A 24,504-nucleotide genomic window follows, 5' to 3' on the forward strand; every position below is an offset into this window, starting at 1 on the left:
CCCCGATGCGTACGGTCCTGGTCACCGGCCCCGGCGGGGCGGGCCGTACCACCATCGCCGCGGCCACCGCGCGGGCCGCCGCCCGGCGGGGCGGACGCGTCCTGCTCCTCTCCGCCGACCCGCTCGACGATCTGCTCGGCATACCGGTGGGCTCCGGGCCCACCGGGGCGGGCGACGGCCTGTGGGCCGCGCGCGTCGACTCCGGCGAGCACTTCCGCGCGGAACTGCTCACCCTCCAGGAGCGGGCCGCCACCGCGCTCGATCTGCTCGGCGCCCGCAGACTGGCCGGCGAGGAACTCACCGAACTGCCCGGCAGCGAGCAGTTCGCCCTGCTCCACGCCGTGCGCCGGGCCGCCGAGGGCGACTGGGACGTCCTGGTCGTCGACATGCCGCCGCTGCGGCAGGCACTGGCCGTACTGGCCCTGCCCGAGCAGCTCCGCCGCTATCTGCGCCGGCTGCTGCCCCGCGAGCGGCAGGCCGCCCGCGCGCTGCGCCCGATGATGGCCCAGCTCGCCGGGGTGCCGATGCCCGCGCAGTGGCTGTACGAGATGGCCGACCGGCGGGACGCGGAGCTGGCCGTCGTCCAGTCGGTCGTCCAGGACCCCACGACGACCGTACGGCTGGTCGCGGAGCCGGGGCCCACGGCGGCGGAGGCCCTGCGCACCGCCCGTACCGGACTGGCCCTGTACGGGCTGCGCGTCGACACCCTCGTACCGAACCGGATCCTGCCCGGCGACGCGGCGGGGCCCTGGCTCGCGACGCTCGTCGCGCAGCAGCGCAAGTGCCTGGACGACTGGTACGAGGAGTGGGCGCCCGAGGCACCCCTGTACCCGGTGGGGCATCTCGGCCGGGACCCGTACGGCCCGGACGATCTGGCGCTTCTGGGCGAGGGCTCCGGCGAGGACGGGGGAGCGGGCCTGGCCACCGGGCTCGCGGACGGACTGGACGCGCCGGGCCCGGCGGCGGCCGACCCCTGGCCGGTCGAGGACCGGCTCGCCGAGGACAATCTGCTCGTCTGGTGCCTGCCGCTGCCAGGAGCGGTCAAGAGCGAGCTGTCCCTGGTCCGCAGGGACGACGAACTCCTGCTCGCCGTCGGCCCCTTCCGCCGTACCGTGCCCCTGCCGTCCGCGCTGCGCCGCTGCACGGTGACCGGCGCGGCCCTCACCGACGGGGTACTGCGGGTGAGATTCACCCCCGACCCCGCGCTGTGGCCGCGCGGGCACTGAAGGACCCGGGGCCGTTCGGGTACCGTCGAAGGTAAGAACCCCTTCCGCTGCCCATGGCGGAGGGCCTCTGCCCCTGACGCAGGAGTCTCCATGAGCGAAGCCACCGAGCGCCCCGCCACCGACTCGGACGCCTGGGCCGCGGCGTGTGCCGAGGATCTGGAGGCGGAGAAGGCCCGCCGCCGCGCGACCTACGGCCCGCCGCCCGTCTCCGCCTCCGACGAGCTGCGCAAGCTCGTCGACGCCGTCGCGGACAAGGTCTCGTCGCTGCCGGGACCGCTGTTCGGCATGGCCGCGCAGGGCGCCGTGGAGCAGTTCATCAACCAAGCCAAAGCGGTCGTCGAGCCGGTCATCGAGCGGAACCCCGGGGTTTTCGGCCATCTCGCCGCCGCGGGCAACGAACTGCTCGCCGCGTACCGCTCCGCGGTCGAGAACCAGGAGGGCCGCTGGACCCGCGACTCCTCCTCGGCGCCCTCCACGGGGGACCCGTCGGGCGTCGGACCAGACGTCCCTCACGACACGAAGAAGGCCGACGACCCCACGGACCCCAGGGACGAAGGACCTGGTCCGGGCGGTCATATCGACCTGGACTGACCTTCGCGCGCCCGCCCTCGGGTACGGTTGACCACAGCGGGGCTCGACCGAAAACTGAGGGACACATGGGACTCACCATCGGCGTCGACATCGGCGGCACGAAGATCGCGGCGGGCGTGGTCGACGAAGAGGGCACCATCCTGGAGACGCACAAGGTGCCCACCCCGCCGACCGCCGAAGGCATCGTGGACGCGATCTGCGCCGCGGTCTCCGGCGCCGGCGAGGGACACCAGATCGAGGCGGTCGGTATCGGGGCCGCCGGATACGTCGACGACAAGCGCGCCACCGTCCTCTTCGCGCCCAACATCAACTGGCGCCATGAACCGCTCAAGGACAAGGTCGAGCAGCGGATCGGCCTGCCGGTCGTCGTGGAGAACGACGCCAACGCCGCCGCGTGGGGCGAGTACAAGTTCGGGGCCGGACAGGGCCACGACGATGTCATCTGCATCACGCTCGGCACGGGGCTCGGCGGCGGCATCATCATCGGCAACAAGCTGCGCCGGGGCCGCTTCGGTGTGGCGGCGGAGTTCGGGCACATCCGGGTGGTGCCGGACGGTCTGCTCTGCGGCTGCGGCAGCCAGGGGTGCTGGGAGCAGTACGCGTCCGGGCGTGCCCTCGTCCGGTACGCCAGACAGCGCGCCAACGCGACCCCGGAGAACGCGGAGATCCTGCTCGGTCTCGGCGACGGCACCGCGGACGGCATAGAGGGCAGGCACATCAGCTCCGCGGCCCGCGCCGGTGATCCGGTGGCCATCGACTCCTTCCGTGAACTGGCCCGGTGGGCTGGCGCCGGTCTCGCCGATCTGGCCTCGCTCTTCGACCCGTCCGCGTTCATCGTCGGCGGCGGGGTCTCCGACGAGGGCGAACTGGTCCTCGACCCGATCCGCAAGTCCTTCAGGCGCTGGCTGATCGGCGGCGAGTGGCGTCCGCACGCCCAGGTGCTCGCGGCCCAACTGGGCGGCGAAGCGGGCCTGGTGGGCGCCGCGGACCTGGCCCGCCAGGGCTGACGCCGACACCCGCGCCCGCCGCACCCGACGTGGGTACGGCGGGCGCTGCCCGGAGCACCGCGCCCCGGCCCGGTGTCGGCCGGAACCCGTCGGACGGTCTCCCGTATCTTGTGGGCATGGCGATGTCCCCGCTGCCCGACTCCCGTACCGAGCCGGACGGTTCGGCCGTGATCCGGGTGCTCAGTTACAACATCCGGTCGATGCGCGACGACCGTGAGGCGCTGGTCCGGGTGATCCGCGCCTGTGCGCCCGATCTGGTCTTCATCCAGGAAGCGCCGAGATTCTTCCGCTGGCGCAAGCGCGCCGCGTGGCTGGCCGCGCGGACCGATCTCGTGGTGCTGAGCGGAGGGGCCACCGCGTCCGGGCCACTGCTGCTCTGTTCGCTGCGCGCCACGGTCGAGCGGACCGAGGACATCCTGCTGCCGCTCACCCCCGGTCTGCACCGGCGCGGCTTCGCCACGGCGGTCGTACGGTTCGGCCGGGCCCGGCTCGGGCTGCTGAGCTGCCATCTCAGTCTGGACGCCGACGAGCGGTACGCGCAGGCGCGGACGCTGCTCGACCGCGTCGGGGCCATGGACGTACCGCACGCGATCGCCGCCGGTGACCTCAACGACCCACCGGAAGGCCGGAGTTTCCGGCTGCTGGCGGGAGAGCTCCAGGACTGCTGGACGGCGAAGCCCTGGGGCGACGAGTACACCTCCACCCCGGAGCGCCCCCACCAGCGCATCGACGCGATCTTCGCCACCGAGGGCGTCGAGATCCTCGGCTGCGGGGTGCCCAGGGGACTGCCGGGCGTCACCGAGACCGACCTGAAGGCGGCGACGGACCACCTACCGGTACTGGCCGCGGTGCGCCTCCCGGCTTAGGGGACCGCGGCTCCGGGTGCGTCCCGGCGGAGCCCGGTCCCGTCCGCCCGGTTCGTCCTCAATCGCCGGACGGGCTTGAATTGCGGCCTGTAGCCGGAGCACCGGCGGGAGGGGGTCGGGGTCGCAGGAGGTGCGTGTCCGGACACTAAAGCGTGATTTGTGCCGCACACGAAACCCGCACCTACCGAACCGGCCCGCACGCGGCGTAAATCATGCCGTCCGGACATGTACCTCCGGAGTGCCCCGGCACCCGCACCACCCACACACCGCACCCGCGCCGCGAGGCGCACCCCGCACCACGACCCCCCGCCGGGAGGCGAACCGCCGGGAGGCGGGGCGGCGCGGGTTCAGACGACCGCGCCCCGGCCCGGGTCGTCGTTCTCCTCGTCGTCGTGCTTCATCCGCGCCACCAGCGTGGCGAAGCCGCCCAGGAAGCCGCCGATGCACAGCGTCGTCAGCCACCACGTCATGTCCCACTGGAGCAGGACCGCGACCAGCATCAGCACCGGGCCGCCGATCACCGCCAGCCAGGCGAACTTGGCCGTCACATCGGCCTCGGGCAGCGGCGGCGGCTCCGGGGGTACGAAATGTCCCTCGTCGCCGTCGTCGAAGTCCTCCTCCCGGGCCTCCGGCACCTCGTAGTCGCGCGGTCCGGAACCGCCGACCCCGGGCGCGAAGACGACCGAGCCGCCGAGCGTGGGTCTCGCCTCGTCGCTGTCCTTCTCCGGAGCCGGGGCGGGCGCCGCCGCTTCCGGATCGGGTCCGGCACTCGGCCCGAGGGTGTTCTTCTCCCCCTCCAGCACGGCCAGATCCTCCACCGACTTGAACGGCTTGGCGCCCGGCGGATCCGCCGGCTCGTCCCCGTACCCGGCGACGATCGCCGCCCAGGCCGCGTCCTCGTCGATCGGCTGCGGCTCCCGGTCCGCGTCATGCTCAGCCACCGCTGGTGCTCCCCTTCTGCCCGGCAATCGGAGCGAGGCGGCCGATGAACGAGAGACTCTCCTCGAAGATCCGCTCCGCGTCATGGTCCAACGTCGCCACGTGGTAGCTCTGTTCCAGCAGGACCTCACGGACATCCCGTGACGAGACCCGGGCGAGGATCCTGGCCGAGTCGGCCGGTGGTACGACATGGTCCCGCGGGCTGCGCAGCAGCAGCAACGGCTGGGTCACCTGGGGCAGCGCCCCGTCCACCAGACCGAAGAACTTCCGCAGCGAGTACGCGGCGTGCAGCGGCACCCGGTCGTAACCAAGCTCCTTCACGCCCTCCTTGGCGATATCGCTCGTCAGTCCCCCGGTCGTCGGCACGAGATGGCGTACCACCGGCAGGACATGGGCCGCCGCTCCATGCAGCTTGATCGCCGGGTTCACCACGACGATCCCCTGGACCGCCGGGCCGTGCTTGGCCGCGAGCCGCAGCGCCAGCGTCCCGCCCATCGAGAGTCCGAGGACGAAGACCTGGCGGCACCGCTGGAGCAGCTCGCCCAGCGCCCGGTCCACCTCCGCGTACCAGTCCTGCCAGCCGGTGAGCTGCATGTCCTGCCAGCGGGTGCCGTGGCCGGGGAGCAACGGCAGGGACACGGTGAGACCGTGCCCGGCCAGATACCCGGCCCAGGGGCGCAACGACTGCGGGGAACCGGTGAATCCGTGACAGAGAAGAACGCCGACCTCTCCGCCCTCATGGCGGTACGGCTCGGCTCCAGGAAGGACCGGCACCGGGGGTCTCCTGTTCGTGAGGCTCGGGAAGGTGTACTTCACCGTACGCGACCGGACCGACACCGACCAGATCCGTCCGGCCTCCGTGAAGGAGAGCACGTACCCCCCAGGCGTTAAGGTCTGTCCGACAGCACACAGGAGGCATTCGAGTTGATCTACGGTGCGATGAAGTTCTCCATCGGGGGATCCCTGAAGCTCGCCTTCAGGCCCTGGGTGGAGGGTCTTGAGAACGTTCCCGCAGAGGGCCCCGCGATCCTCGCCAGCAACCATCTCTCCTTCTCCGACTCGTTCTTCCTCCCGGCCGTGCTCGACCGCAAGGTGACTTTTATCGCCAAGGCCGAGTACTTCACCTCGCCCGGTCTCAAGGGGAAGCTGACCGCCGCCTTCTTCAAGGGAGTCGGACAGCTCCCGGTGGACCGCTCGGGCGGACGCGGGGCGGGCGAGGCCGCCATCCAGAGCGGGATCAAGGTCCTGGAGCGCGGTGAACTCTTCGGTATCTACCCGGAGGGCACCCGCTCGCCCGACGGCCGGCTGTACCGGGGCAAGCCGGGCGGTCTGGCGCGCGTGGCACTGGCGTCCGGAGCGCCGGTCATCCCCGTCGCCATGATCGACACCGAGAAGATCCAGCCGCCCGGCAAGGTGGTGCCCAAGCTGATGCGCCCGGGGATAAGGATCGGCAAGCCGCTGGACTTCAGCCGCTACCAGGGCATGGAGGGCGACCGGTTCATCCTGCGCTCGGTGACCGACGAGGTCATGTACGAGATCATGAAGCTGTCCGGCCAGGAGTATGTCGACATCTACGCGACGGCGGCCAAGCGCCGGCTCGCCGAAGAGGCGAAGGCGTCGGGAACCGGCGGGGAGTGATCCGCGGGAGGTGGGATCCACGAGGGGGGAGGAGCCGATCGACCGTCGGTACGGGTTCGCGGTGCCCTGGAGGCGCGGCGGACCGCAGAAGGACAGACGTATGTCGGTCGAGCAGCCGCTCTGGCGGGCGCTGACCGCCTACCGGCCGCTCACCATGGTCTACGCCGTGCTGATCTTCGTCTTCGAACGCGACCGGTTCGAACGCCCCTGGGTGGCCGCGGCGTTCCTGGCGTTCCTGGCCGTCTGGACGATCGTCACACTCCCCAGGGTGGCGAACGCCGTGAACTGCACCAAGCGCTTCCTGGTCGCCGATCTCACCGTCGCCCTCACCGGCATCCTGCTCACCCCGCTGGCGGACGAGCACGCCCGGAGCGTCGACGGCCCCACGCTGCCGTCGATATGGACCGCGGGTTCGGTCCTCGCCTTCGCGATCAAGGGCGGCTGGCGCTGGGCCGCCGTCGCCTCCTCCTTCGTCGCCGCGGCCAATCTCGTGGAACGCGCCCACCCCAGCCGGGACACCCTCCACAACGTGCTGCTCGTCTGGGTCGCCTCCATCGCCATCGGATATGTCGTCGAGGTCGCCCGTGCCTCGGAACGCACCCTGGCCCGCGCCCTGGAGATCGAGGCCGCGACCCGTGAACGCGAGCGGCTGGCCCGGGACATCCACGACAGCGTGCTCCAGGTGCTGGCGATGGTGCAGCGGCGCGGTACGGCGATCGGCGGCGAGGCCGCGGAGCTGGGCCGGCTGGCGGGGGAGCAGGAGATCGCCCTGCGCACCCTGGTCTCCAGCGGGCTCGTGCCCACCGTGCGCGCCCCCGCGGAATCCATGGCGGCCCCCGCCGGTCCGGGTCCCTGTGATCTGCGCTCGCTGCTCGCGCCGTACACCGGCCCGAAGGTCACCTTCGCCGAGCCGGGCGCGCCCGTACTGCTGGAGCACGCGACGGCCGGTGGGCTGGCGGCGGCGGTCGGCGCCGCCCTGGACAATGTCCGCGAGCACGCGGGCCAGGACGCCCGCGCCTGGATCCTGGTCGAGGACTGGCCGGACGAGGTGATCGTGACCGTCAGGGACGACGGACCCGGCATCCCGGACGGCAGACTCGCCCAGGCCGAGGGGGAGGGACGGCTCGGTGTCGCCCTCTCCATCCGCGGCCGGCTGAGGGAGCTGGGCGGCAGCGCCGAACTGGTCTCGGTGCCGGGACAGGGCACGGAGGTCGAGTTGAAGGTTCCACGGGGGAAGGCGGAGCGATGAGCGAGCGGCAGGCGGAGGAGACGGTCAGGGTGATGGTCGTCGACGACCACCCGATGTGGCGGGACGCCGTCGCCCGCGATCTGGAGGCCGCCGGGTTCGAGGTGGTCGCGACCGCCGGGGACGGCCCGCAGGCGGTGCGCCGCGCCACGGCGACCACCCCGCGGGTGCTCGTCCTCGATCTCAATCTCCCCGGAATGCCGGGAGTTCAGGTCTGCAAGGAACTGGTCGGCTCCCTGCCCGGACTCCGTGTACTGGTCCTCTCCGCGAGCGGCGAGCACGCCGATGTCCTGGAGGCGGTGAAGTCCGGCGCCACCGGCTATCTGCTCAAGTCGGCCAGTACGGAGGAGCTGATCGACGCCGTACGCCGTACCGCCGCGGGCGATCCGGTCTTCACCCCCGGACTAGCCGGTCTGGTGCTGGGGGAGTACCGCAGGCTCGCCACGGAGCCCGCGCCCGCCGCCCCGGACGAGCGCGGGACGCCCCGACTGACCGAGCGGGAGACCGAGGTGCTGCGGCTGGTCGCGAAGGGGCTCTCGTACAAACAGATCGCCGAACGCCTCGTCATCTCGCACCGCACCGTGCAGAACCATGTGCAGAACACCCTTGGCAAGCTGCAACTGCACAACCGCGTCGAGCTGGTCCGTTACGCGATCGAGCGCGGACTCGACGACGCCTGACCGCTCCCCCGGGGACAGATCCGTACAACCATCTCCGTCCGCCCTCTGGTGGAACCCAACCCCTCCTGCGCACCATGCCGGAGTGACCTGAGTCACTCTTCCTGTGGCCCGGGTGCCCCACCGACGGCGAAGGGAAGTGTTTTCCATGCGAGTCGGAGTGCTGACCGGGGGCGGCGACTGCCCCGGGCTGAACGCGGTCATCCGCGCCATCGTGCGCAAGGGCGTTCAGGAGTACGGCTATGAGTTCACCGGATTCAGGGACGGCTGGCGGGGGCCGCTGGACGGCGACACCGTACGGCTCGACATCCCCGCGGTACGCGGCATCCTGCCGCGCGGCGGCACCATCCTCGGTTCCTCCCGCACCAATCCGCTCAAGGCCGAGGACGGTGTCCGCCGGATCAGGGAGAACCTCGCCGAGCACCAGGTCGACGCGCTCGTCGTGATCGGCGGCGAGGACACGCTCGGCGTCGCGTCACGGCTCTCCGACGAGTTCGGCATCTCCTGCGTCGGAGTGCCCAAGACCATCGACAACGACCTCTCCGCCACCGACTACACCTTCGGCTTCGACACCGCGGTCGGCATCGCCACCGAGGCCATCGACCGGCTGCACACCACCGCCGAATCCCATATGCGCGTCCTGGTCTGCGAGGTGATGGGCCGTCACGCGGGCTGGATCGCCCTGCACTCCGGGCTGGCCGGCGGCGCGAACGTCATACTCATCCCCGAGCGGCGCTTCGACGTCGACCAGGTCTGCGCCTGGGTGACCTCACGTTTCAAGGCCTCGTACGCCCCGATCGTGGTGGTCGCGGAGGGCGCGATGCCCAAGGACGGCGACCTGGTCCTCAAGGACGGCACGCTGGACTCCTTCGGCCATGTCCGGCTCTCGGGCGTCGGCGAGTGGCTGGCCAAGGAGATCGAACGCCGCACCGGCAAGGAGGCCAGGACCACGGTCCTCGGCCACGTCCAGCGCGGCGGCACCCCGAGCGCCTTCGACCGCTGGCTGGCCACCCGCTTCGGCCTGCACGCGATAGAGGCGGTGCGGGACGGGGACTTCGGCAGGATGGTGGCGCTTCGGGGGACGGACATCGTGCGCGTACCGATGTCGGAGGCAACGGCCCAACTCAAAACGGTCCAGCCGGCACTGTACGAAGAGGCGAGCGTCTTCTTCGGGTGATGTTTGGGGCTCGGTTCGCCTCCGGGGCGCTTCATGTCGATGCCGACGGTCGACCGTGCTCGGTCCGCTCGTACCTCACGGACCTGCGCGCGCTCTCCCTTTCGGCACCGACGCGCCCCTTCGGCTCACTCGCCGGACGGGCTTGATGCGGGCCCGCAGCCGGAGCACCGGCGGGAGGGGGTCGGGGTCGGAGGAGGTGCGTGTCCGGACACTGGAGCGTGATTTGTGGCGCACGGCCGCCCGTATCCAACGACCGCTCAAGGGCGCCGTAAATCATGCCGTCCGGACATGTACCTCCGGAGGCCCCGGCACCCGCACCCACCACCCACCGGCCCCCGCGCCGCAGGCGCGCACCGCCCCCCACGGCCCCCCGCCGGGAGGCGCACCACCTACACCCCCCGCACCCCCACCCCCATCGCCTCCGCCAGCAACTGCCCCACGATCCCTCGCCCGTTCACCGTCAGCACCGACTCCGGGTGGAACTGCACCGACGCGAACCCGTCGCCCCTCAGCGCGTGCACCTCCCCGGTGTCCGTGTCCCGGCTCACCCGCACCCCGTGCGCACCCAGTTCCTCCGCCGTCTCCTCGTCGCAGCGCGCCGTGAAGCTGTTGTAGAAGCCGACCGTCTCCGTCCGCCCGAAGAGATCGATCCGTGTCTGCGCGCCCTGGTACGGAACCCGCTTGCGTACGGTCTCCAGGCCGAGTTCCGCCGCGATCAGCTCATGGCCGAGACAGACGCCCAGCAGCCCGTGCCGCCGCTCCCGGAGGAGATCCGACGCGAGCCCGCGCAGCAGCCGCATCTTCGGGTCCGCCATGTCCGCCGGATCGCCGGGACCGGGCCCCAGCACCACCGGACCCCCGGATCCGAGACCCCCGGATCCGAGACCCCCGGACCCGAGGCCGCCGCGCCCGAGACCCCCGTGCCCGAGTACCGCCTCCCGTAGCCCCGGCTCGTCGTACCGCCGTACCGTCACCTCCAGACCCGAGGACCTCAGCAGATGCGCGAGCATCGCCGTGAAGGTGTCCTCGCCGTCGACGACCAGCGCGTGCCCGCCGAGCGTCGCCGGCTCGGTCCGCATCCTCAGCCAGAACGGCGCCAGATCCGCCCGCCGCGCGTCCAGCGCCGCCCGCACCCTCGGGTCGTCGGCGAGCCGTGGGCGTCCGGACTCCTCGCGCGGCCGGCCGGGACGTACCCCCAGGGCCGCCAGCACCCCCGCCGCCTTGGCATGGGTCTCGGCCACCTCGCCCTCGGGACGGGAGTGCCGTACGAGCGTCGCCCCCACCGCCACCCGCAGTCCGCCGTCACGGCCGATGTCGGCGGTACGGATCAGAATGGGGGAGTCGAGGGTCTGCGCGCCGCCCGCGTCCCGCCCGATGAGCGCGAGCGCGCCGCCGTAGTAGCCGCGCCCGCCGGCCTCATGGCGTTCGATCACCCGGCAGGCGTTCTGCACCGGTGAGCCGGTGACCGTCGCGGCGAACATCGTCTCCTTGAGCACCTCGCGCACATCGAGCGAGGACCGCCCGCGCAGTTCGTACTCGGTGTGCGCGAGATGCGCCATCTCCTTGAGCCGGGGGCCGATCACCACCCCGCCCCCGTCGCCGACGGTGCACATCATCTTCAGCTCCTCGTCGACGACCATGGAGAGTTCCTCGGTCTCCTTGCGGTCGGCGAGGAAGTCCAGCAGCGCCTCCGGCGACGGGCCCCCGGGCGGATAGCGGAAGGTCCCGCTGATCGGATTCATCACGACCGTCCCGCCGCTCATCCGGACATGGACCTCGGGGCTGGCCCCGACGAGGGTGCGCTCGCCGGTGTGGACGACGAAGGTCCAGTACGCGCCCCGCTCACCGGCGAGCAGCCGCCGGAAGAGGGCGAGGGCATCGGCCCTGGAGAAGCCCGGGATCCGGCCTTCGAAGGTGCGCCGGATCACAAAGTTGGCGCCCTCGCCCCGGCCGATCTCGTCCTCGATCACCCGCCGGACGATCTCCCCGTACCGCTCGTCGTCGAGATCGAACGCGCCGTCCTCGACCCGTACCCCGTGGGCGGGCAGCCGGTCGAGCACCTCGGCGAGCGGCAGTTCGTACGTCTCGTCCGCCACCAGCACGGACAGGGGCGTCCCGTCGTCCCGTACGTCGAAGCCGCGCTCCCTGATCTGCCGGAACGGCACCAGGGCGAGCGAGATCCCGTCACCGGCGGGGAGATCGGCGAGCCGGGCGGCCTCCCGTACGGACCCGATCAGCAGCTCCACGGTGTCGTGGTCGCGGCCGGGGGTGCGACGGCGCAGCAGGGCGAAGGGCGGGCAGTCGTCGTGTGTGAGTCGGTCCAGCGGATGGGCGAGCGGATTGCGGGGCATCTGAGGTGTTCCTTCCGGAGAGGAGGAACGGCCGTCTCCTCCCCGGTCCGCCGTCGGCCCGGACAAGACTGAAGGCCGCCCCTCGGGCGGCCTTCGCGATTCGTGGTGCGCGCTGAATCAGTGGGCCGCCGGACGAGCGGTCCACCACCAGGTCTGATTCGAAAGCGCGAACATGAGCGGCACCCTAGCGCATCGGCCGCGGGCGCACGGAGCGCAAGGTTCATGTTCCATACTGTGAGAGCCACCCGTGCTACGGCGTGCGACCACGTAATCTGGGGCGCGTGACAGTCAACGCTGAGAGTCCCGCGACCCATGAGCCGTCCTGGAGAGACCTTCCCGCTGCGCAGCAGCCGGAGTATCCGGACCAGGACGCCCTGCGCGGGGTCGTGGCGGAGCTGGAGAGCTATCCGCCGCTCGTCTTCGCGGGTGAGTGCGATCAGTTGCGTGCCCGGCTGGGTGCCGTCGCCAGGGGTGAGGCGTTCCTGCTCCAGGGCGGTGACTGCGCGGAGGCCTTCGACGCGGTCTCGGCGGATCACATCCGGAACAAGCTGAAGACGCTTCTCCAGATGGGTGCCGTCCTCACGTACGCGGCGTCGGTGCCGGTGGTGAAGGTCGGGCGGATCGCCGGTCAGTACTCGAAGCCGCGGTCCAAGAGCACCGAGACACGTGACGGGGTGACCCTGCCGACGTACCGGGGTGACTCGGTGAACGGGTTCGACTTCAACGAGAAGGCCCGGATCCCGGATCCGGAGCGGCTGAAGCGGATGTACCACGCGTCCGCGGCGACGCTCAATCTGGTGCGTGCCTTCACCACCGGCGGTTACGCGGATCTGCGTCAGGTGCATGCCTGGAACCAGGATTTCGTGAAGTCGTCGCCGTCGGGGCAGCGTTACGAGCAGCTCGCGCGGGAGATCGACAACGCGCTGAACTTCATGAAGGCGGCGGGCACCGATCCGGCGGAGTTCCGTACGGTCGAGTTCTACTCCTCGCACGAGGCGCTGCTGCTGGACTACGAGTCGGCGCTGACGCGGGTCGACTCCCGTACCGGCGGGCTGTACGACGTGTCCGGGCACATGGTGTGGATCGGTGAGCGCACCCGCCAGCTGGACGGCGCGCACATCGAGTTCGCCTCGAAGATCAACAATCCGATCGGGGTGAAGCTCGGTCCGGCGAGCACGGTGGACGAGGCGCTCACCTACATCGACCGGCTGGATCCCGAGCGGGTGCCCGGCCGGCTGACGTTCATCGTGCGGATGGGCGCGGACAAGGTCAGGGACAAGCTTCCCGAGCTGGTCGAGAAGGTGACGGCCTCGGGTGCCACGGTGGTGTGGGTGACCGATCCGATGCACGGCAACACCTTCGAGGCGGCGTCCGGCCACAAGACCCGGCGCTTCGACGACGTGCTCGACGAGGTCAAGGGCTTCTTCGAGGTCCACAAGGGTCTGGGCACGCATCCGGGCGGTATCCATGTCGAGCTGACCGGTGACGATGTCACCGAGTGCGTGGGCGGCGGGGACGAGATCTTCGTCGACGATCTGCACCAGCGGTACGAGACGGCCTGCGACCCGCGCCTCAACCGCAGCCAGTCCCTCGACCTGGCCTTCCTGGTCGCCGAGATGTACCGCGACCAGTAGGGCCTGCCGAGCGGCACCTTCGGTGACGTGTACGGCACGGTGGGGCGTGGATCGATGTGATCCGCGCCCCATCGGTGCTTTTCGGGCTTTTGCCGTCCGGGCGCTACAGCTAAGGTTAGGTTAACCTCACCGAATGGTCGGGGTGGTCCGATCGACAGCCCGCCCGGGAGGTGAACCGCGTGTACGTCTGCTCCTGCTTCGGCATCACCGAGACAGAGGTGAAGGCACACGCGGACGCCGGTGCGTGCACCCCGCGCCAGATCGCCTCGGCGAGCAAGGCCGGCACCGACTGCGGCTCCTGTGTGCGCCGTATCCAGTCGATCCTCGGGCGCGGCGGCTGCCCGCGCCGTGAACTGCTCGACCGGCGGACCCCCGTACTCGTCGAACCGGCGGACCCGGAGGTCACGGCCGTACCCACGACCCTCGCACCGGCCCCGGCCCCGGCCCCGGTCCCGGTCTCGGCCCGTCTGCGCAAGGCCGCCTAGGTCTTGTCCGCTCCTGTGCTGTCCGTGTGGTCCCCGCGGCCGTCGTGTTCGCCGTCCGGCTGTTCGATGACCTGGGCGATATAGAGCGCCTCGCCCAGCTTCTCGACCAGATGGAGCTGGGTGTCGAGATAGTCGATGTGGTGTTCCTCGTCCGCCAGGATCGATTCGAAGATCCTCTTCGACGTATGGTCCCCCTTGGCCCGCATGACCTCGATCCCGCGCTTGAGCCGGTCGATCGCCTCCACCTCGACCTCGCGGTCGGCCTGGAACATCTCCGTCACGGTCTGGCCCACCCGTACATGGAAGAGCCGCTGGTAGTTGGGCAGGGCCTCCAGGAAGAGAAGCCGGTCGGTGAGCCGTTCGGCATGCCTCATCTCGTCGAACGACTCCGCCCGGGTGTAATGCGCGAGCTTCGTCCAGCCGAAGTTCTCCTGCATCTTCGCGTGCAGAAAGTACTGGTTGATCGCGGTCAGTTCGGCGGTGAGCTGCTCGTTGAGGAACTCGATGACCTCGGGATCGCCCTGCATCGCAGACTCCTTCCTGGCGGGTGACGGGGGCGGAATGCGCGCATCCTGGCACCTTGGCCAGAATCCTTCCAGTAAGTACATGCTTAGCAGGAATTGACAGAATCGGTCCCGACCTGGTCATGACCACCCCTCCCCGTCTGTCACCATGGAAGGCATGGGTCAGCCGGAGAGCCGGGAGTGTCGGGAGCCGGAACAGGCCGAGCTGCCACCAGGGCAGCGCTTGCAGCGCGGCTGGCCGGTGACCCATTACGGACCCGTACCGAGGTTCAAGCCGGACCGCTGGGAATTCAGGGTCTTCGGTGCCACCGCGGACGGTGACAAGCGCTGCTGGAACCACGACGAGTTCTCGGCGCTGCCGTTCTCCACCGTGGTCGCGGATCTGCACTGTGTGACGAAGTTCAGCATGGTGGGAGCCGAATGGGGTGGGGTGCCCGCCCGTACGATCCTGGATCTGGCGCCGCCCGCGCGGACCGCCACCCATGTGATGGTCTGGGCCGAGTACGGCTTCAGCTCCAATCTGCGGCTCGCCGACTTCCTGTCCGACCGTACGATCTTCGCCACCCATAAGGACGGTGAGCAGCTCACCGCCGAACACGGTTTCCCGGTCCGGCTCGTCGTCCCGCATCTGTACGCCTGGAAGGGACCGAAGTGGGTCCGGGGCGTGGAGTACATGACCGCCGACCGCCGTGGCTTCTGGGAGGAACGCGGCTACCACAACGTCGGCGACCCCTGGGCCGAACAGCGCTACTCCTACCAGGAGCTGCCGGGCGACGGCCCGGAACTGTAGACGGACGGACGGGCCCGCGGGCCCGGCGGGGGATCAGCCGTCACGCAGCTTCTTCAGCAGCCGTATGTCGGCCGCCTGTCCCTCCTTGCCGCCCGGTGTCTCGATCACCAGCGGTACGTTCTCGGTCGCCGGATGCGAGAACAGCTCACCGAACGGCTCCCCGCCGATCCGGCCCGCCCCGATGTTCATGTGCCGGTCCTTGTTCGCGCCGGCGACATCCTTGGAGTCATTGGCGTGGATCAGCTTGAGCCGGCCCTCACCGACCGTGTCGACCAGCAGATCCAGGGTCTGCCGCATACCGTGCGGGCCCGCGAGATCGTGACCGGCGGCGAAGACATGGCAGGTGTCCAGACAGATCCCCAGTTTGGGATGCGAGTCGAGCGCCTCGAAGTACGGGCCGAAGTCCCAGGTCCTCGAACAGAGCGAGAAGCCCTGTCCGGCCGTCGACTCCAGCAGGAGGAACGGGTCGTCGTCATGGGTCAGCTCGTCCAGGAGCGGCAGCATCAGCTCCCTCACCTGCGCGAGCGCCACCTCGCGGGTACGGCCGCCGGTCGCCGACCCCGTATGCACGACGACACCCAGCGCGCCGATCTCCCGGCCCCTGCGCAGGCTGTGCCGCATGGAGGCCACCGACTGCTCGGCGGTGGCCTCGGTGTGCGAGCCGAAGTTGATCAGGTAAGGAGCGTGGACGTACGCGGTGATCCCCTCGGCCGCGCACTCCGCGCGGAACCGCTCGTCCTGCGCGGGATTCCCGGTGGGCGTCGCCCAGCCGCGCGGATTGGCGACAAAGACCTGGACGGTCTCGGCGTCCAGCTCACGCGCGTACGTCAGACCGGTCGTGGCGAGGCCGCCGGCCACGGGGACATGGCCGCCGACGGGGTTGCGCATGGTCGGCTAGATTCCCTCGGTCTTGATGGTGATGGTGCTGCCCTCGGGAGCCCGCTCGCCGCCCTCGACGGACTGCTCGGCCACGGTGTCGCCCAGGAACGGGAAGCCGCGGTCGATCTCGACCACGAACCCGGCCGCCTCCAGCAGACCCTTGGCCCTGTCGGTCGTCTGCCCGACGACATCCGGTACGGCGACCAGCCGCGGGCCCTTGGACACCGTCAGTGTGACGGTGTCACCACGGGCGACCTGTGAGCCCTCCGCCGCCGACTGCCGGGCGACGGTGTCCGCGTCCTCGGGGGAGTTCACCCGCGCGGCGGCGATCCTGACCTTGAGCCCGGCCTCCTCCAGCTCGCTGGTGGCCTCGGGCACGGACTCCCCGGTCACATCGGGCATATCGATCGGAACGCCCTTGCTCACCACGAGCGCGACCCCGGAATCGGGCCGCACCTCGGTCCCGGCCGCGGGCGACGAACTCACCACGGAGCCCTGGGCGGTCCCCTCGTCGAACTCTCGCGTGACGATCCCGGCGGCCAGACCGGCCCGCTTCAGCGCACGCCTCGCCTCGGCCAGGGGCACCCCCGTTACCTCGGGTACCTGGACGATCTCCGGGCCGCGCGAGACGACGAGAGTCACCGGGCCGTCACCACGGATCCGGGCACGGGGCCCGGGATCGCTGCGTATGACGGTGCCCCGCTTGACGGTCTCGCTGAAGTCCTCGGTGACCTTGGCGTCGAGTCCCGCGTCGGAGAGCCGCTTCCTGGCCTCCTGCTCGCTCTGGCCGAGCAGCGAGGGGACCCGGGTGAACTGACCGGAATTGATGTACCAGACACCCGCGCCGACACCGAGCACCAGCAGCACGGCGACGACCGCCGCCACGATGCCCCTGCGGGGCACGGTCACGCGTCGGCGGGGCGGGGAGCCTGGCGGAACCATCTCCAGCCGGCTGGTGTGCAGGACACGGCGCGGGATCACCGCCGTACGGTTCTCGGCGCCCGCCTCCCCGGTGGTCCTGGCCCCCGGCGGTACGGCGTCGAGCTGTGCGTCACTGAGCGCGGCGCGCGCCACACGGGCCCTGGCGAGCAGCGCCACCGCGTCCTCGGGCCGCAGCTCCGGATCCCGGGCGGTGGCCACCGCGACCAGCTCGTCCAGCTCGGCGGCGAGCCCGGGAACACTGGCCGACGGCGCGGGGACGTCCTCGTTGAGATGCCGGTAGAGCACCTGCGCGGGGGTGTCCCCGCCATGCGGCTTGGCACCGGTCAGCATCTCGTGGAGTACGACCCCGCAGGCGTACACGTCGACCCGGGTGTCGGACGTGCCGTACTCGATCTGCTCCGGTGCGAGATACGACACGGTGCCGAGCACGGTCCCGGTCGTATGGGTGACATCACCCACGGCCCGCACGAGCCCGAAGTCCGCGACCTTGACCCGGCCGTCGTCGCCTATCAGCACGTTCTCCGGCTTCATGTCCCGGTGGACGAACCCGGCCCGGTGGGCCGCGCCGAGCGCGGCGAGCACGGGCTCCAGGATGTCCAGCGCGGCCCGCGGCTGGAGCGCGCCGCGCTCACGCAGTACGTCACGGAGGGTGCAGCCCGCGACGTACTCCATCGCGAGATAGACGTACGCTCCCTGCGCGCCCTGGTCGAAGACCGCGACCACATTGGGGTGCGACAGCCGGGCCACGGACTTGGCCTCACGGATGAACCGCTCCACGAAGGTGACGTCGGTGGCGAGCGCGGGATGCATCACCTTGAGGGCCAGGACCCGGTCCAGCCGGGTGTCGAGGGCCCGGTAGACCGTGGCCATGCCACCGACGGCGATACGCGCGTCGACGCGGTAACGACCGTCGAGCACCTGCCCGACGATGGGGTCGTGAAGGGTGGTGTCCACGCCCCGAGTCTACGGTGACGCCTCCCGGCGGTGCGCCTCCCGGCTAGGGGGCCGTGGTGCGGGGCGCGTTTCGGCTGGGGCCGGTTTTTGTGTGCGGGTTGTCGCCGGGGCCCCCTCCGGGGGCATATCCGGGACAGCACGATTTACGGCGCCTTTAGCCGTGCGTTGGATACGGGCGGCCGTGCGCCACAAATCACGCTCAAGCGTCCCGGACACGCCCCCTGCACGACCCCCTTCACCGCCCGTCACCGACCAGGCCTGGCCGGGCGCACCGCCCACCGGCGGGCAGTCGGGCCTCCGGCGGGAGGGGGTCGGGGTCGCAGGAGGTGCGTGTCCGGACACTAAAGCGTGATTTGTGCCGCACACCGAGCCGCACCCGACAACGAGACCCGCACGCGGCGTAAATCATGCCGTCCGGACATGTACCTCCGGAGGCCCCGGCACCCGCACCACCCACGCACCGCACCCGCGCCGCAGGCGCGCACCGCCCCCACGACCCCTAGCCGGGAGGCGAGAACGCCGGGCGTTCCGGGTCAAGGTCGCCCCGGCCGTCCCTCGGTGACGACGCCGTCGCGAAGTGGCGGCGGGGGATCCGTCCCGCCCGGTACGCCAGCCGTCCCGCCTCCACCGCGTGCCGCATCGCCTCCGCCATCAGCACCGGCTCCCGCGCCCGGGTGACCGCCGACGCCAGCATCACCGCCGCGCACCCCAGCTCCATCGCCAGCGCCGCGTCCGACGCGGTGCCCGCGCCCGCGTCCAGGATCACGGGCACGCCCGCCCGCTCCACGATGAGCTCGAAGTTGTGCGGGTTGCGGATGCCGAGGCCCGAGCCGATCGGTGAGCCCAGCGGCATGATCGCGGCGCAGCCGACGTCCTCCAGCTTTCTGGCGAGTACGGGATCGTCGTTGGTGTACGGCAGCACCGTGAACCCGTCGTCGACCAGTGTCTCGGCCGCGTCCAGCAGCTCGATCGGATCGGGCAGCAGGGTCCGCTCGTCCGCGACCACCTCCAGCTTGATCCACTCCGTACCGAGCGCCTCGCGCGCCAGCCGGGCGGTCAGGACCGCCTCGCCCGCCGTGAAGCACCCCGCCGTGTTGGGCAGGGCGCGGATGCCCAGGGAGCCGAGTACGGAGAGGACCGAGCCCCGGACCGTGGGGTCGAGACGGCGCATCGCGACCGTGGTGAGTTCCGTGCCCGAGGCGCGCAGGCAGCGTTCCAGCACATCGAGGCTGGGCGCCCCGCCGGTCCCCATGATCAGCCGTGAGTTGAGGACGGTGGAGCCGATGGTGAGCCGGTCGTCGGCCATGGCGGCTCAGCCTCCCTGGACCGCGGTGAGGACTTCCACCCGGTCGCCGTCGCCGAGCACCGTCCGGGGCCAGTGGCCGCGCGGTACCACCGTCTCGTTGACGGCGGCGGCGACACCCGAGGGCGCGGGGGTGAGGGAGGCGACCAGGATGTCGAGGGTGGTGCCGGGGGCGAGACCGCGGGCCTCGCCGTTCACGGAGACGGTCACACGGACGGAGGTGCTCATACGGTCAGCTCCCGCGGTACGGAGGTGAGGTCCTGCGGTTCGGAGGTGAAGCGGCGCGCGGTGAAGGGGCGCGCCACGTCCGGGAGTTCGCCGGTGGTCAGCGCCGCGGCCAGCGCGTCGCCGGTGACCGGTGTGAGCAGCACCCCGTTGCGGTGGTGCCCGGTCGCGAGATGCAGCCCCGGCAGCGCGGTCGGCCCCAGCAGCGGCGCGTTGTCCGGCGAGCAGGGGCGCAGTCCCGCGCCGGTCTCGGTGAGCGGCAGCTCGGTGATGCCGGGGACCAGTTCGTGCGCGTCCCGCAGCAGCTCGTACACCCCGCCCGCGGTGACGGTGGTGTCCCAGCCCAGTTCCTCGCTGGTGGCGCCGACGACCAGCTCGCCGTTCTCGCGCGGCACCAGATACACCTGGCTGCCGCGCACCACGGCCCGGACCGTCCTGGACAGGAAGGGCGCGTACGGACGGGGCACCGTCAGCCGCAGGACCTGGCCCTTGACGGGCCGTACCGGCGGCAGGACGTCGTCCGGAACGCCCGCCAGCCGGCCGCTCAGACTGCCGGCCGCCACCACCACCTGGTCCGCGGTGAGCGCGCGCCCGCCGTCCAGCACGGCGCCGGTGGCCCGGTCCCGTACGACGGACAGCCGCTCGGCCCGGGCGCGGTGGAAGACCACCCCGGCCCGTTCACAGGCCGTGAGCAGGGCCGAGGCCAGCCGGCGGGGATCGATCTGGTGGTCGCCGTCCACGCGCAGACCGCCGCGTACGCCCGGCGCGAGCATCGGTTCGAGGCGCCGGCACTCGCGCCCCGTGAGCCACTCGGACGTCAGGCCCGAGCGCCGCTGAAGGGCGTGCAGTTCGCGCAACTCGGCGCGGTCGTCGGTGTCTAGGGCGACGGCGAGGGTGCCGCAGGCGCGGTAGCCGGTCTCGTGGCCGCTCGCCTCCTCCAGCTCGGCCACGAACTCCGGATAGCGCTCCGCCGAGGCGAGATTGAGCCCCAGCAGGAGCTGTTCGCCGTGGTGGAGTTCGGTGACGGCGGCGAGCATGCCCGCCGCCACCCGCGCGGCGCCCCCGCCGGGACCGGGATCGACGACGGCGGTGCGCAGTCCGCGCTGCGCGGCCCGCCAGGCCGTGACCAGACCGATGATCCCGCCGCCGATGACCAGGACATCGGAAGCGGTCTTCTCCTGAGACGACTGCATGGGCGTCCAGCCCCTCCCTTCGCCGGCATGACCCGGATCAGGTTCGTACGGTCGGAGGCCGCTTCAGCCTCCCTCTCAGCCCGGTGCGTCCGGACTCCCGCGAGGTAGTGTCGACGGCCAGCGTAACGCGCGCCCCGCCGCGTGGTAAGGCCGTCCGGCCGGGGGCGGGGGCCGGAACATCCCTCCGTCCGGCGCCGGAACATCCGTCCTCCCGACGGCCGTCGGCTGCTTAAGGTGATCGGGTGAGCGAGCAGAAGCAGAGCCGGCGCGAACAGCCGGGCGTGGTCATCGTCGGTGCGGGCATGGCGGGTGCGCAGACCGCCGTGGCCCTGCGGGAGAACGGCTACGAGGGTCCGGTCACCCTGATCGGCGCGGAACCCCATCCGCCGTACGACCGGCCCCCGCTCTCGAAGGCGGTCCTGCTGGGCACGGCGGACGGCTCGGCCTTCGACATCGACTTCGAGGCGCTCTCCGTCCGGCTGAGACTCGGTGTCGAGGTGACCGGACTGCGCCCCGGCGCGCGGGAGGTAGACACCGCGGCCGGGCCCGTTCCGTACGACGTACTGGTCCTCGCCACCGGCGCGGAGCCGGTCGGGCTGCCCGGCGCCGCGTCCGTGCCGGGAGTCCATCTCCTGCGGACCCTCGACGACGCCGAGGCGCTGCGGCCCGTGCTCGACCGGCGGGACCGGATCGTGGTCGTCGGCGCCGGGTGGATCGGCGCCGAGTTCACCACCGCCGCCCGCGAGGCCGGGTGCGCCGTCACGGTCGTGGAGGCGGCGGACCGGCCGCTGCCGGGCGCCCTGCCGGCCGAGGTCGCCGCACCGATGGCGCGGTGGTACGCGGAGAGCGGCGCCGAACTGCTGACCGGCGTCCGGGTGGCCGGTGTCGAGCCGGGCACGGTGGTCCTCGCGGACGGCAGGCGGCTGCCCGCCGACGCGGTGGTCGTGGGCATAGGGGCGCGGCCCTCGACGGACTGGCTGACCGGCTCCGGTATCGCGCTGGGCCCGGACGGGGCGATCGTCGCGGACGAGCGGCTGGCGACGTCCCTGCCCGATGTCTACGCGGTCGGCGACTGCGCGTCCTTCCCGTCCGCCCGTTACGGCGAGCGGCTGCTCGTGCACCACTGGGACAACGCGCTCCAGGGCCCGCGTACGGTCGCCGCCCAGGCCGTCGGCGAGAGCGAGCGGCTCTACGATCCCGTGCCGTACTTCTGGTCGGAGCAGTTCGGCCGGTTCGTCCAGTACGCGGGCCATCACGCGGCGGAGGACACCCTGGTGCGGCGCGGCGATCCCGCGGACGCCGCCTGGTCGGTGGTGTGGCTGCGGGACGGGGCGCTGATGGCCCTGCTCGCCGTCGGCAGGCCACGTGATCTGGCGCAGGGCCGCAAGCTGATGGAGACGGGGGCCCGGCTGGACCCGCTGCTGGCCGCCGATCCCTCCGTACCGCTGCGCAAGGCCGTTCTCTGAGGTTTCTCGGCGTGCCGCCGGGTTTTCCCGCGTTCCGACGGGGTTTTCCCGCGTGCCACCGGGTTTTCCCGCGCGGGGACGGGCGCTTCTCCGGCGTACGGGCAGGCGCTTCTCCGGCGCGCGGCCGGGCGTTTCCCGGCGCACGGGCGGGCGCTCCTCGGCGTACGGGCGGGCCCGTCGCGCTCGTTCCCGGCCGGGCGTGGTGACCGCTCCTGCCGGAGCCGGTTCGTGGCGTCTGTCAGTCCGGGATGGCACGCTTGTCGTGTGACCGAGATTGACGCAAAGATCGATGCTCTCGTCCCCGCCTGGCTTCACCTGCCCGACATCGCGGAAGCCCTCGATGTCGAGGTGACGCGCGTGCGGCAGTTGGTGAAGGAAGGGCAGCTCATCGCCGTGCGCCGCGGTGAGAACAGGACACTCCAGGTGCCCGCCGCCTTCATCGACAGCGGCAAGGTCGTCAAGGGCCTCGCCGGGACCCTGACGCTGCTGAGGGACGACGGCTTCGCCGACGAAGAGATGCTCGAATGGCTCTTCACCCCCGACCCGACCCTGCCGGGCACGCCCGCGCAGGCGCTCAGCGAGAATCGCGGCACGGAGGTGAAGCGCCGGGCCCAGGCGCTCGCCGTCTGATCCACTCATCATCCGCGGTGTGCGGCGGTGCCCCCATGGCCGCGTGACGGTCCCGGTACCGCCGCACACCGCCGACCCGACGGGGGACTTCCCATGCCCGAGGCCATGTCCGGGGCCCGTGCGCCGCTCTCCGACGCCCGGCTCTATCTCTGCACGGACGCGCGCAAGCGGCAGGGGGACCTTCCCGAGTTCCTCGACGCCGTGCTCGCGTCCGGTGTGGACATCGTGCAACTGCGCGACAAGGGCATGGAGGCGGCCGAGGAGCTGGACCACCTCCAGGTCTTCGCGGACGCCTGCCGCCGCCACGGCGCGCTGCTCGCGGTGAACGACCGCGCGGATGTGGCCCATGCCGCCGGCGCGGACGTACTGCATCTGGGACAGGGCGATCTGCCCGTCCCGGCGGCCCGCGCGATCCTGGGGGACACCCCGCTGATCGGCCGTTCCACCCATGCCGCGGCCGAGGTGGACGCGGCCGTCGTCGAGCCGGGCGTGGACTACTTCTGTACGGGCCCGTGCTGGCCCACCCCGACCAAACCGGGCCGCCATGCCCCCGGGCTCGATCTGGTGCGCCATGCCGCCGCGCTGGCCACGGACCGGCCGTGGTTCGCGATCGGCGGTATCGACGCGGGCAATCTCGACCAGGTGCTGGACGCCGGTGCCCGCCGGATCGTCGTCGTACGGGCGATCACCGAGGCCGACGACCCGGCCGCGGCGACGGCCGGACTGGCCAAGCGCGTACGGGACCGGACCGTGTGACGCGACCGTAAAGCCGGACAAATACCCCCGTCCGGTTGGGAGACCGCCACGCCCTCGATAACCTGCACCCATGGCCTTCGGCACAGCTTCGACCAGATCGGATCACGCACTGACCGTGCGTGATCTGCTCGCGACCGGCAAGACATCGTTTTCGTTCGAGTTCTGGGCGCCCAAGACCGAGAAGGGTGAACGGAATCTCTGGAACGCGCTGCGCCGGGTCGAAGCCGTGGGGCCGAGTTTCGTCTCCGTGACCTATGGCGCGGGCGGCTCCACCCGGGCGGGCACGGTCAAGGCCACGGAGCGGATCGCCTCCGACACCACCCTCACCCCGGTCGCGCATCTCACGGCCGTCGGCCAGTCCGTCGCCGAACTGCGCAACATGGTCGGGCAGTACGCCGACGCCGGGATCCGCAACATCCTCGCCGTACGGGGCGATCCGCCCGGCGATCCCATGGGCGAGTGGGTCAAGCACCCGGACGGCGTCCGCTACGCCGCCGAACTGGTCAGGCTCATCAAGGAGTCCGGCGACTTCTGTGTCGGAGTGGCGGCCTTCCCGGAGATGCATCCGCGCTCGTCCGACTGGGACACCGATACCAGGCATTTCGTGGACAAGTGCCGCGCGGGTGCCGATTACGCGATCACGCAGATGTTTTTCGAAACGGACGGATATCTGCGGTTGCGTGACCGGGTCGGCGCTGCCGGTTGCGCGACACCGATCATTCCCGAGATCATGCCGGTCACCAGCGTCCGGATGCTGGAGCGGCTGCCGCAGCTCAGCACGGCCGTCTTCCCGGCCGAACTGAAAGAGCGGATCCTCTCCGTCAAGGACGATGCCGCCGCTGTACGCTCCATTGGCATCGAGTTCGCGACGGAGTTCTGCGCGGAGCTGCTCTCCGAGGGTGTTCCCGGCTTGCACTTCATCACCCTCAACAACTCCACCGCAACGCTCGAAATCTACGAGAATCTCGGACTGCACGAGCAGTCGTGACCGGTCGTACCCGCCCT

25 protein-coding genes and 1 riboswitch are annotated in these 24,504 nt (G+C 71.2%); of the genes, 15 read left to right on the forward strand and 10 right to left on the reverse strand.

The window, feature by feature from the left end:
• Nucleotides 1–5 precede the first annotated feature (5 nt).
• The 4 genes from OG214_RS28395 to OG214_RS28410 all read left to right on the forward strand — a co-directional run bounded on the left by OG214_RS28395 (nt 6) and on the right by OG214_RS28410 (nt 3,690).
• On the forward strand, nt 6–1,226 hold the full coding sequence (locus tag OG214_RS28395; RefSeq protein ID WP_405986349.1) for an ArsA family ATPase: 1,221 nt from the start codon (nt 6–8) through the stop codon (nt 1,224–1,226).
• A gap of 90 nt (nt 1,227–1,316) precedes the next feature.
• Nucleotides 1,317–1,817, forward strand: coding sequence for a DUF5304 domain-containing protein (locus OG214_RS28400; protein WP_405986350.1), 501 nt, complete (start codon nt 1,317–1,319; stop codon nt 1,815–1,817).
• Between the two features lie 65 nt (nt 1,818–1,882).
• Nucleotides 1,883–2,824: an ROK family glucokinase gene (locus OG214_RS28405; protein WP_363080075.1), complete on the forward strand. Its 942-nt coding sequence runs from the start codon at nt 1,883–1,885 to the stop codon at nt 2,822–2,824.
• A 116-nt stretch (nt 2,825–2,940) separates the two neighbouring features.
• On the forward strand, nt 2,941–3,690 hold the full coding sequence (locus OG214_RS28410) for an endonuclease/exonuclease/phosphatase family protein (protein WP_405986351.1): 750 nt from the start codon (nt 2,941–2,943) through the stop codon (nt 3,688–3,690).
• 347 nt (nt 3,691–4,037) lie between these two features.
• On the opposite strand, the gene OG214_RS28415 is transcribed toward OG214_RS28410, so the two are convergent.
• Both OG214_RS28415 and OG214_RS28420 read right to left on the reverse strand, forming a co-directional pair.
• Complete coding sequence (locus OG214_RS28415; RefSeq protein WP_405986352.1) at nt 4,038–4,631, reverse strand: hypothetical protein; 594 nt, start codon at nt 4,629–4,631, stop codon at nt 4,038–4,040.
• A complete protein-coding gene (locus OG214_RS28420; RefSeq protein ID WP_382850047.1) occupies nt 4,624–5,403 on the reverse strand; it encodes an alpha/beta hydrolase in 780 nt (259 codons plus the stop codon). Before OG214_RS28420 ends, OG214_RS28415 begins: the two co-directional genes overlap by 8 nt.
• A gap of 150 nt (nt 5,404–5,553) precedes the next feature.
• On the opposite strand from OG214_RS28420, the gene OG214_RS28425 reads away from it, so the two are divergent.
• From OG214_RS28425 to OG214_RS28440, 4 genes are all read left to right on the forward strand, one after another.
• A complete protein-coding gene (locus OG214_RS28425; RefSeq protein ID WP_383040076.1) occupies nt 5,554–6,267 on the forward strand; it encodes a lysophospholipid acyltransferase family protein in 714 nt (237 codons plus the stop codon).
• 100 nt (nt 6,268–6,367) lie between these two features.
• Entirely contained in the window at nt 6,368–7,516 is a 1,149-nt protein-coding gene (gene macS / locus OG214_RS28430) for a MacS family sensor histidine kinase (RefSeq protein WP_363080080.1), read from the forward strand.
• Nucleotides 7,513–8,193, forward strand: coding sequence for a response regulator transcription factor (locus OG214_RS28435; protein WP_363080081.1), 681 nt, complete (start codon nt 7,513–7,515; stop codon nt 8,191–8,193). Before macS ends, OG214_RS28435 begins: the two co-directional genes overlap by 4 nt.
• Before the next feature lie 145 nt (nt 8,194–8,338).
• Nucleotides 8,339–9,367, forward strand: a complete 1,029-nt coding sequence (locus OG214_RS28440; protein WP_363080082.1) for a 6-phosphofructokinase — start codon at nt 8,339–8,341, stop codon at nt 9,365–9,367.
• 389 nt (nt 9,368–9,756) lie between these two features.
• Here OG214_RS28440 and OG214_RS28445 read toward each other — a convergent pair whose 3' ends face one another.
• On the reverse strand, nt 9,757–11,718 hold the full coding sequence (locus tag OG214_RS28445) for an anthranilate synthase family protein (protein ID WP_405986353.1): 1,962 nt from the start codon (nt 11,716–11,718) through the stop codon (nt 9,757–9,759).
• Nucleotides 11,719–11,835: 117 nt separating this feature from the next.
• Nucleotides 11,836–11,949, reverse strand: a complete 114-nt coding sequence (locus tag OG214_RS28450; protein ID WP_405986354.1) for a trp operon leader peptide — start codon at nt 11,947–11,949, stop codon at nt 11,836–11,838.
• A 50-nt stretch (nt 11,950–11,999) separates the two neighbouring features.
• Between OG214_RS28450 and OG214_RS28455 the strand changes: the two genes are divergently transcribed.
• Nucleotides 12,000–13,352, forward strand: coding sequence for a class II 3-deoxy-7-phosphoheptulonate synthase (locus OG214_RS28455; protein ID WP_363083747.1), 1,353 nt, complete (start codon nt 12,000–12,002; stop codon nt 13,350–13,352).
• Nucleotides 13,353–13,531: 179 nt separating this feature from the next.
• Nucleotides 13,532–13,837: a bacterioferritin-associated ferredoxin gene (locus tag OG214_RS28460; RefSeq protein WP_405986355.1), complete on the forward strand. Its 306-nt coding sequence runs from the start codon at nt 13,532–13,534 to the stop codon at nt 13,835–13,837.
• Here OG214_RS28460 and bfr read toward each other — a convergent pair.
• Entirely contained in the window at nt 13,834–14,364 is a 531-nt protein-coding gene (gene bfr, locus OG214_RS28465; protein WP_405986356.1) for a bacterioferritin, read from the reverse strand. The two genes, OG214_RS28460 and bfr, sit on opposite strands and share 4 nt — an antisense overlap.
• A 154-nt stretch (nt 14,365–14,518) precedes the next feature.
• On the opposite strand from bfr, the gene OG214_RS28470 reads away from it, so the two are divergent.
• Entirely contained in the window at nt 14,519–15,151 is a 633-nt protein-coding gene (locus tag OG214_RS28470; protein WP_363083750.1) for a sulfite oxidase-like oxidoreductase, read from the forward strand.
• Nucleotides 15,152–15,184: 33 nt separating this feature from the next.
• Here OG214_RS28470 and OG214_RS28475 read toward each other — a convergent pair whose 3' ends face one another.
• The 5 genes from OG214_RS28475 to thiO all read right to left on the reverse strand — a co-directional run bounded on the left by OG214_RS28475 (nt 15,185) and on the right by thiO (nt 20,647).
• Nucleotides 15,185–16,039, reverse strand: coding sequence for a deoxyribonuclease IV (locus tag OG214_RS28475; protein ID WP_405986357.1), 855 nt, complete (start codon nt 16,037–16,039; stop codon nt 15,185–15,187).
• A 6-nt stretch (nt 16,040–16,045) separates the two neighbouring features.
• Nucleotides 16,046–17,926 carry a Stk1 family PASTA domain-containing Ser/Thr kinase gene (pknB, locus tag OG214_RS28480; RefSeq protein WP_405986358.1) on the reverse strand — a complete coding sequence of 627 codons (1,881 nt, stop codon included), beginning with the start codon at nt 17,924–17,926 and terminating at the stop codon, nt 16,046–16,048.
• 499 nt (nt 17,927–18,425) lie between these two features.
• Entirely contained in the window at nt 18,426–19,232 is an 807-nt protein-coding gene (locus OG214_RS28485; protein ID WP_405986359.1) for a thiazole synthase, read from the reverse strand.
• 6 nt (nt 19,233–19,238) lie between these two features.
• Nucleotides 19,239–19,457 carry a sulfur carrier protein ThiS gene (thiS, locus tag OG214_RS28490; RefSeq protein ID WP_363083755.1) on the reverse strand — a complete coding sequence of 73 codons (219 nt, stop codon included), beginning with the start codon at nt 19,455–19,457 and terminating at the stop codon, nt 19,239–19,241.
• Nucleotides 19,454–20,647, reverse strand: a complete 1,194-nt coding sequence (thiO, locus tag OG214_RS28495) for a glycine oxidase ThiO (protein WP_405986360.1) — start codon at nt 20,645–20,647, stop codon at nt 19,454–19,456. Before thiO ends, thiS begins: the two co-directional genes overlap by 4 nt.
• Nucleotides 20,645–20,758, reverse strand: a riboswitch (TPP riboswitch). It overlaps the preceding gene by 3 nt.
• 131 nt (nt 20,759–20,889) lie before the next feature.
• Between thiO and OG214_RS28500 the strand changes: the two genes are divergently transcribed.
• The 4 genes from OG214_RS28500 (at nt 20,890) to metF (ending at nt 24,487) form a co-directional block, all read left to right on the forward strand.
• Nucleotides 20,890–22,113 carry an FAD-dependent oxidoreductase gene (locus OG214_RS28500; protein ID WP_363083757.1) on the forward strand — a complete coding sequence of 408 codons (1,224 nt, stop codon included), beginning with the start codon at nt 20,890–20,892 and terminating at the stop codon, nt 22,111–22,113.
• A gap of 264 nt (nt 22,114–22,377) precedes the next feature.
• A complete protein-coding gene (locus OG214_RS28505) occupies nt 22,378–22,743 on the forward strand; it encodes an Rv2175c family DNA-binding protein (RefSeq protein WP_382850085.1) in 366 nt (121 codons plus the stop codon).
• 105 nt (nt 22,744–22,848) lie between these two features.
• The gene (gene thiE, locus OG214_RS28510; RefSeq protein ID WP_363085373.1) at nt 22,849–23,499 is read left to right on the forward strand and encodes a thiamine phosphate synthase; all 651 of its coding nucleotides are present in this window, start codon (nt 22,849–22,851) and stop codon (nt 23,497–23,499) included.
• A 70-nt stretch (nt 23,500–23,569) separates the two neighbouring features.
• On the forward strand, nt 23,570–24,487 hold the full coding sequence (metF, locus tag OG214_RS28515; protein ID WP_363085367.1) for a methylenetetrahydrofolate reductase [NAD(P)H]: 918 nt from the start codon (nt 23,570–23,572) through the stop codon (nt 24,485–24,487).
• Nucleotides 24,488–24,504: the final 17 nt, after the last annotated feature.

Origin of the sequence: Streptomyces sp. NBC_00872, from assembly GCF_045161915.1 — a bacterium.
Lineage (GTDB): Bacteria > Actinomycetota > Actinomycetes > Streptomycetales > Streptomycetaceae > Streptomyces.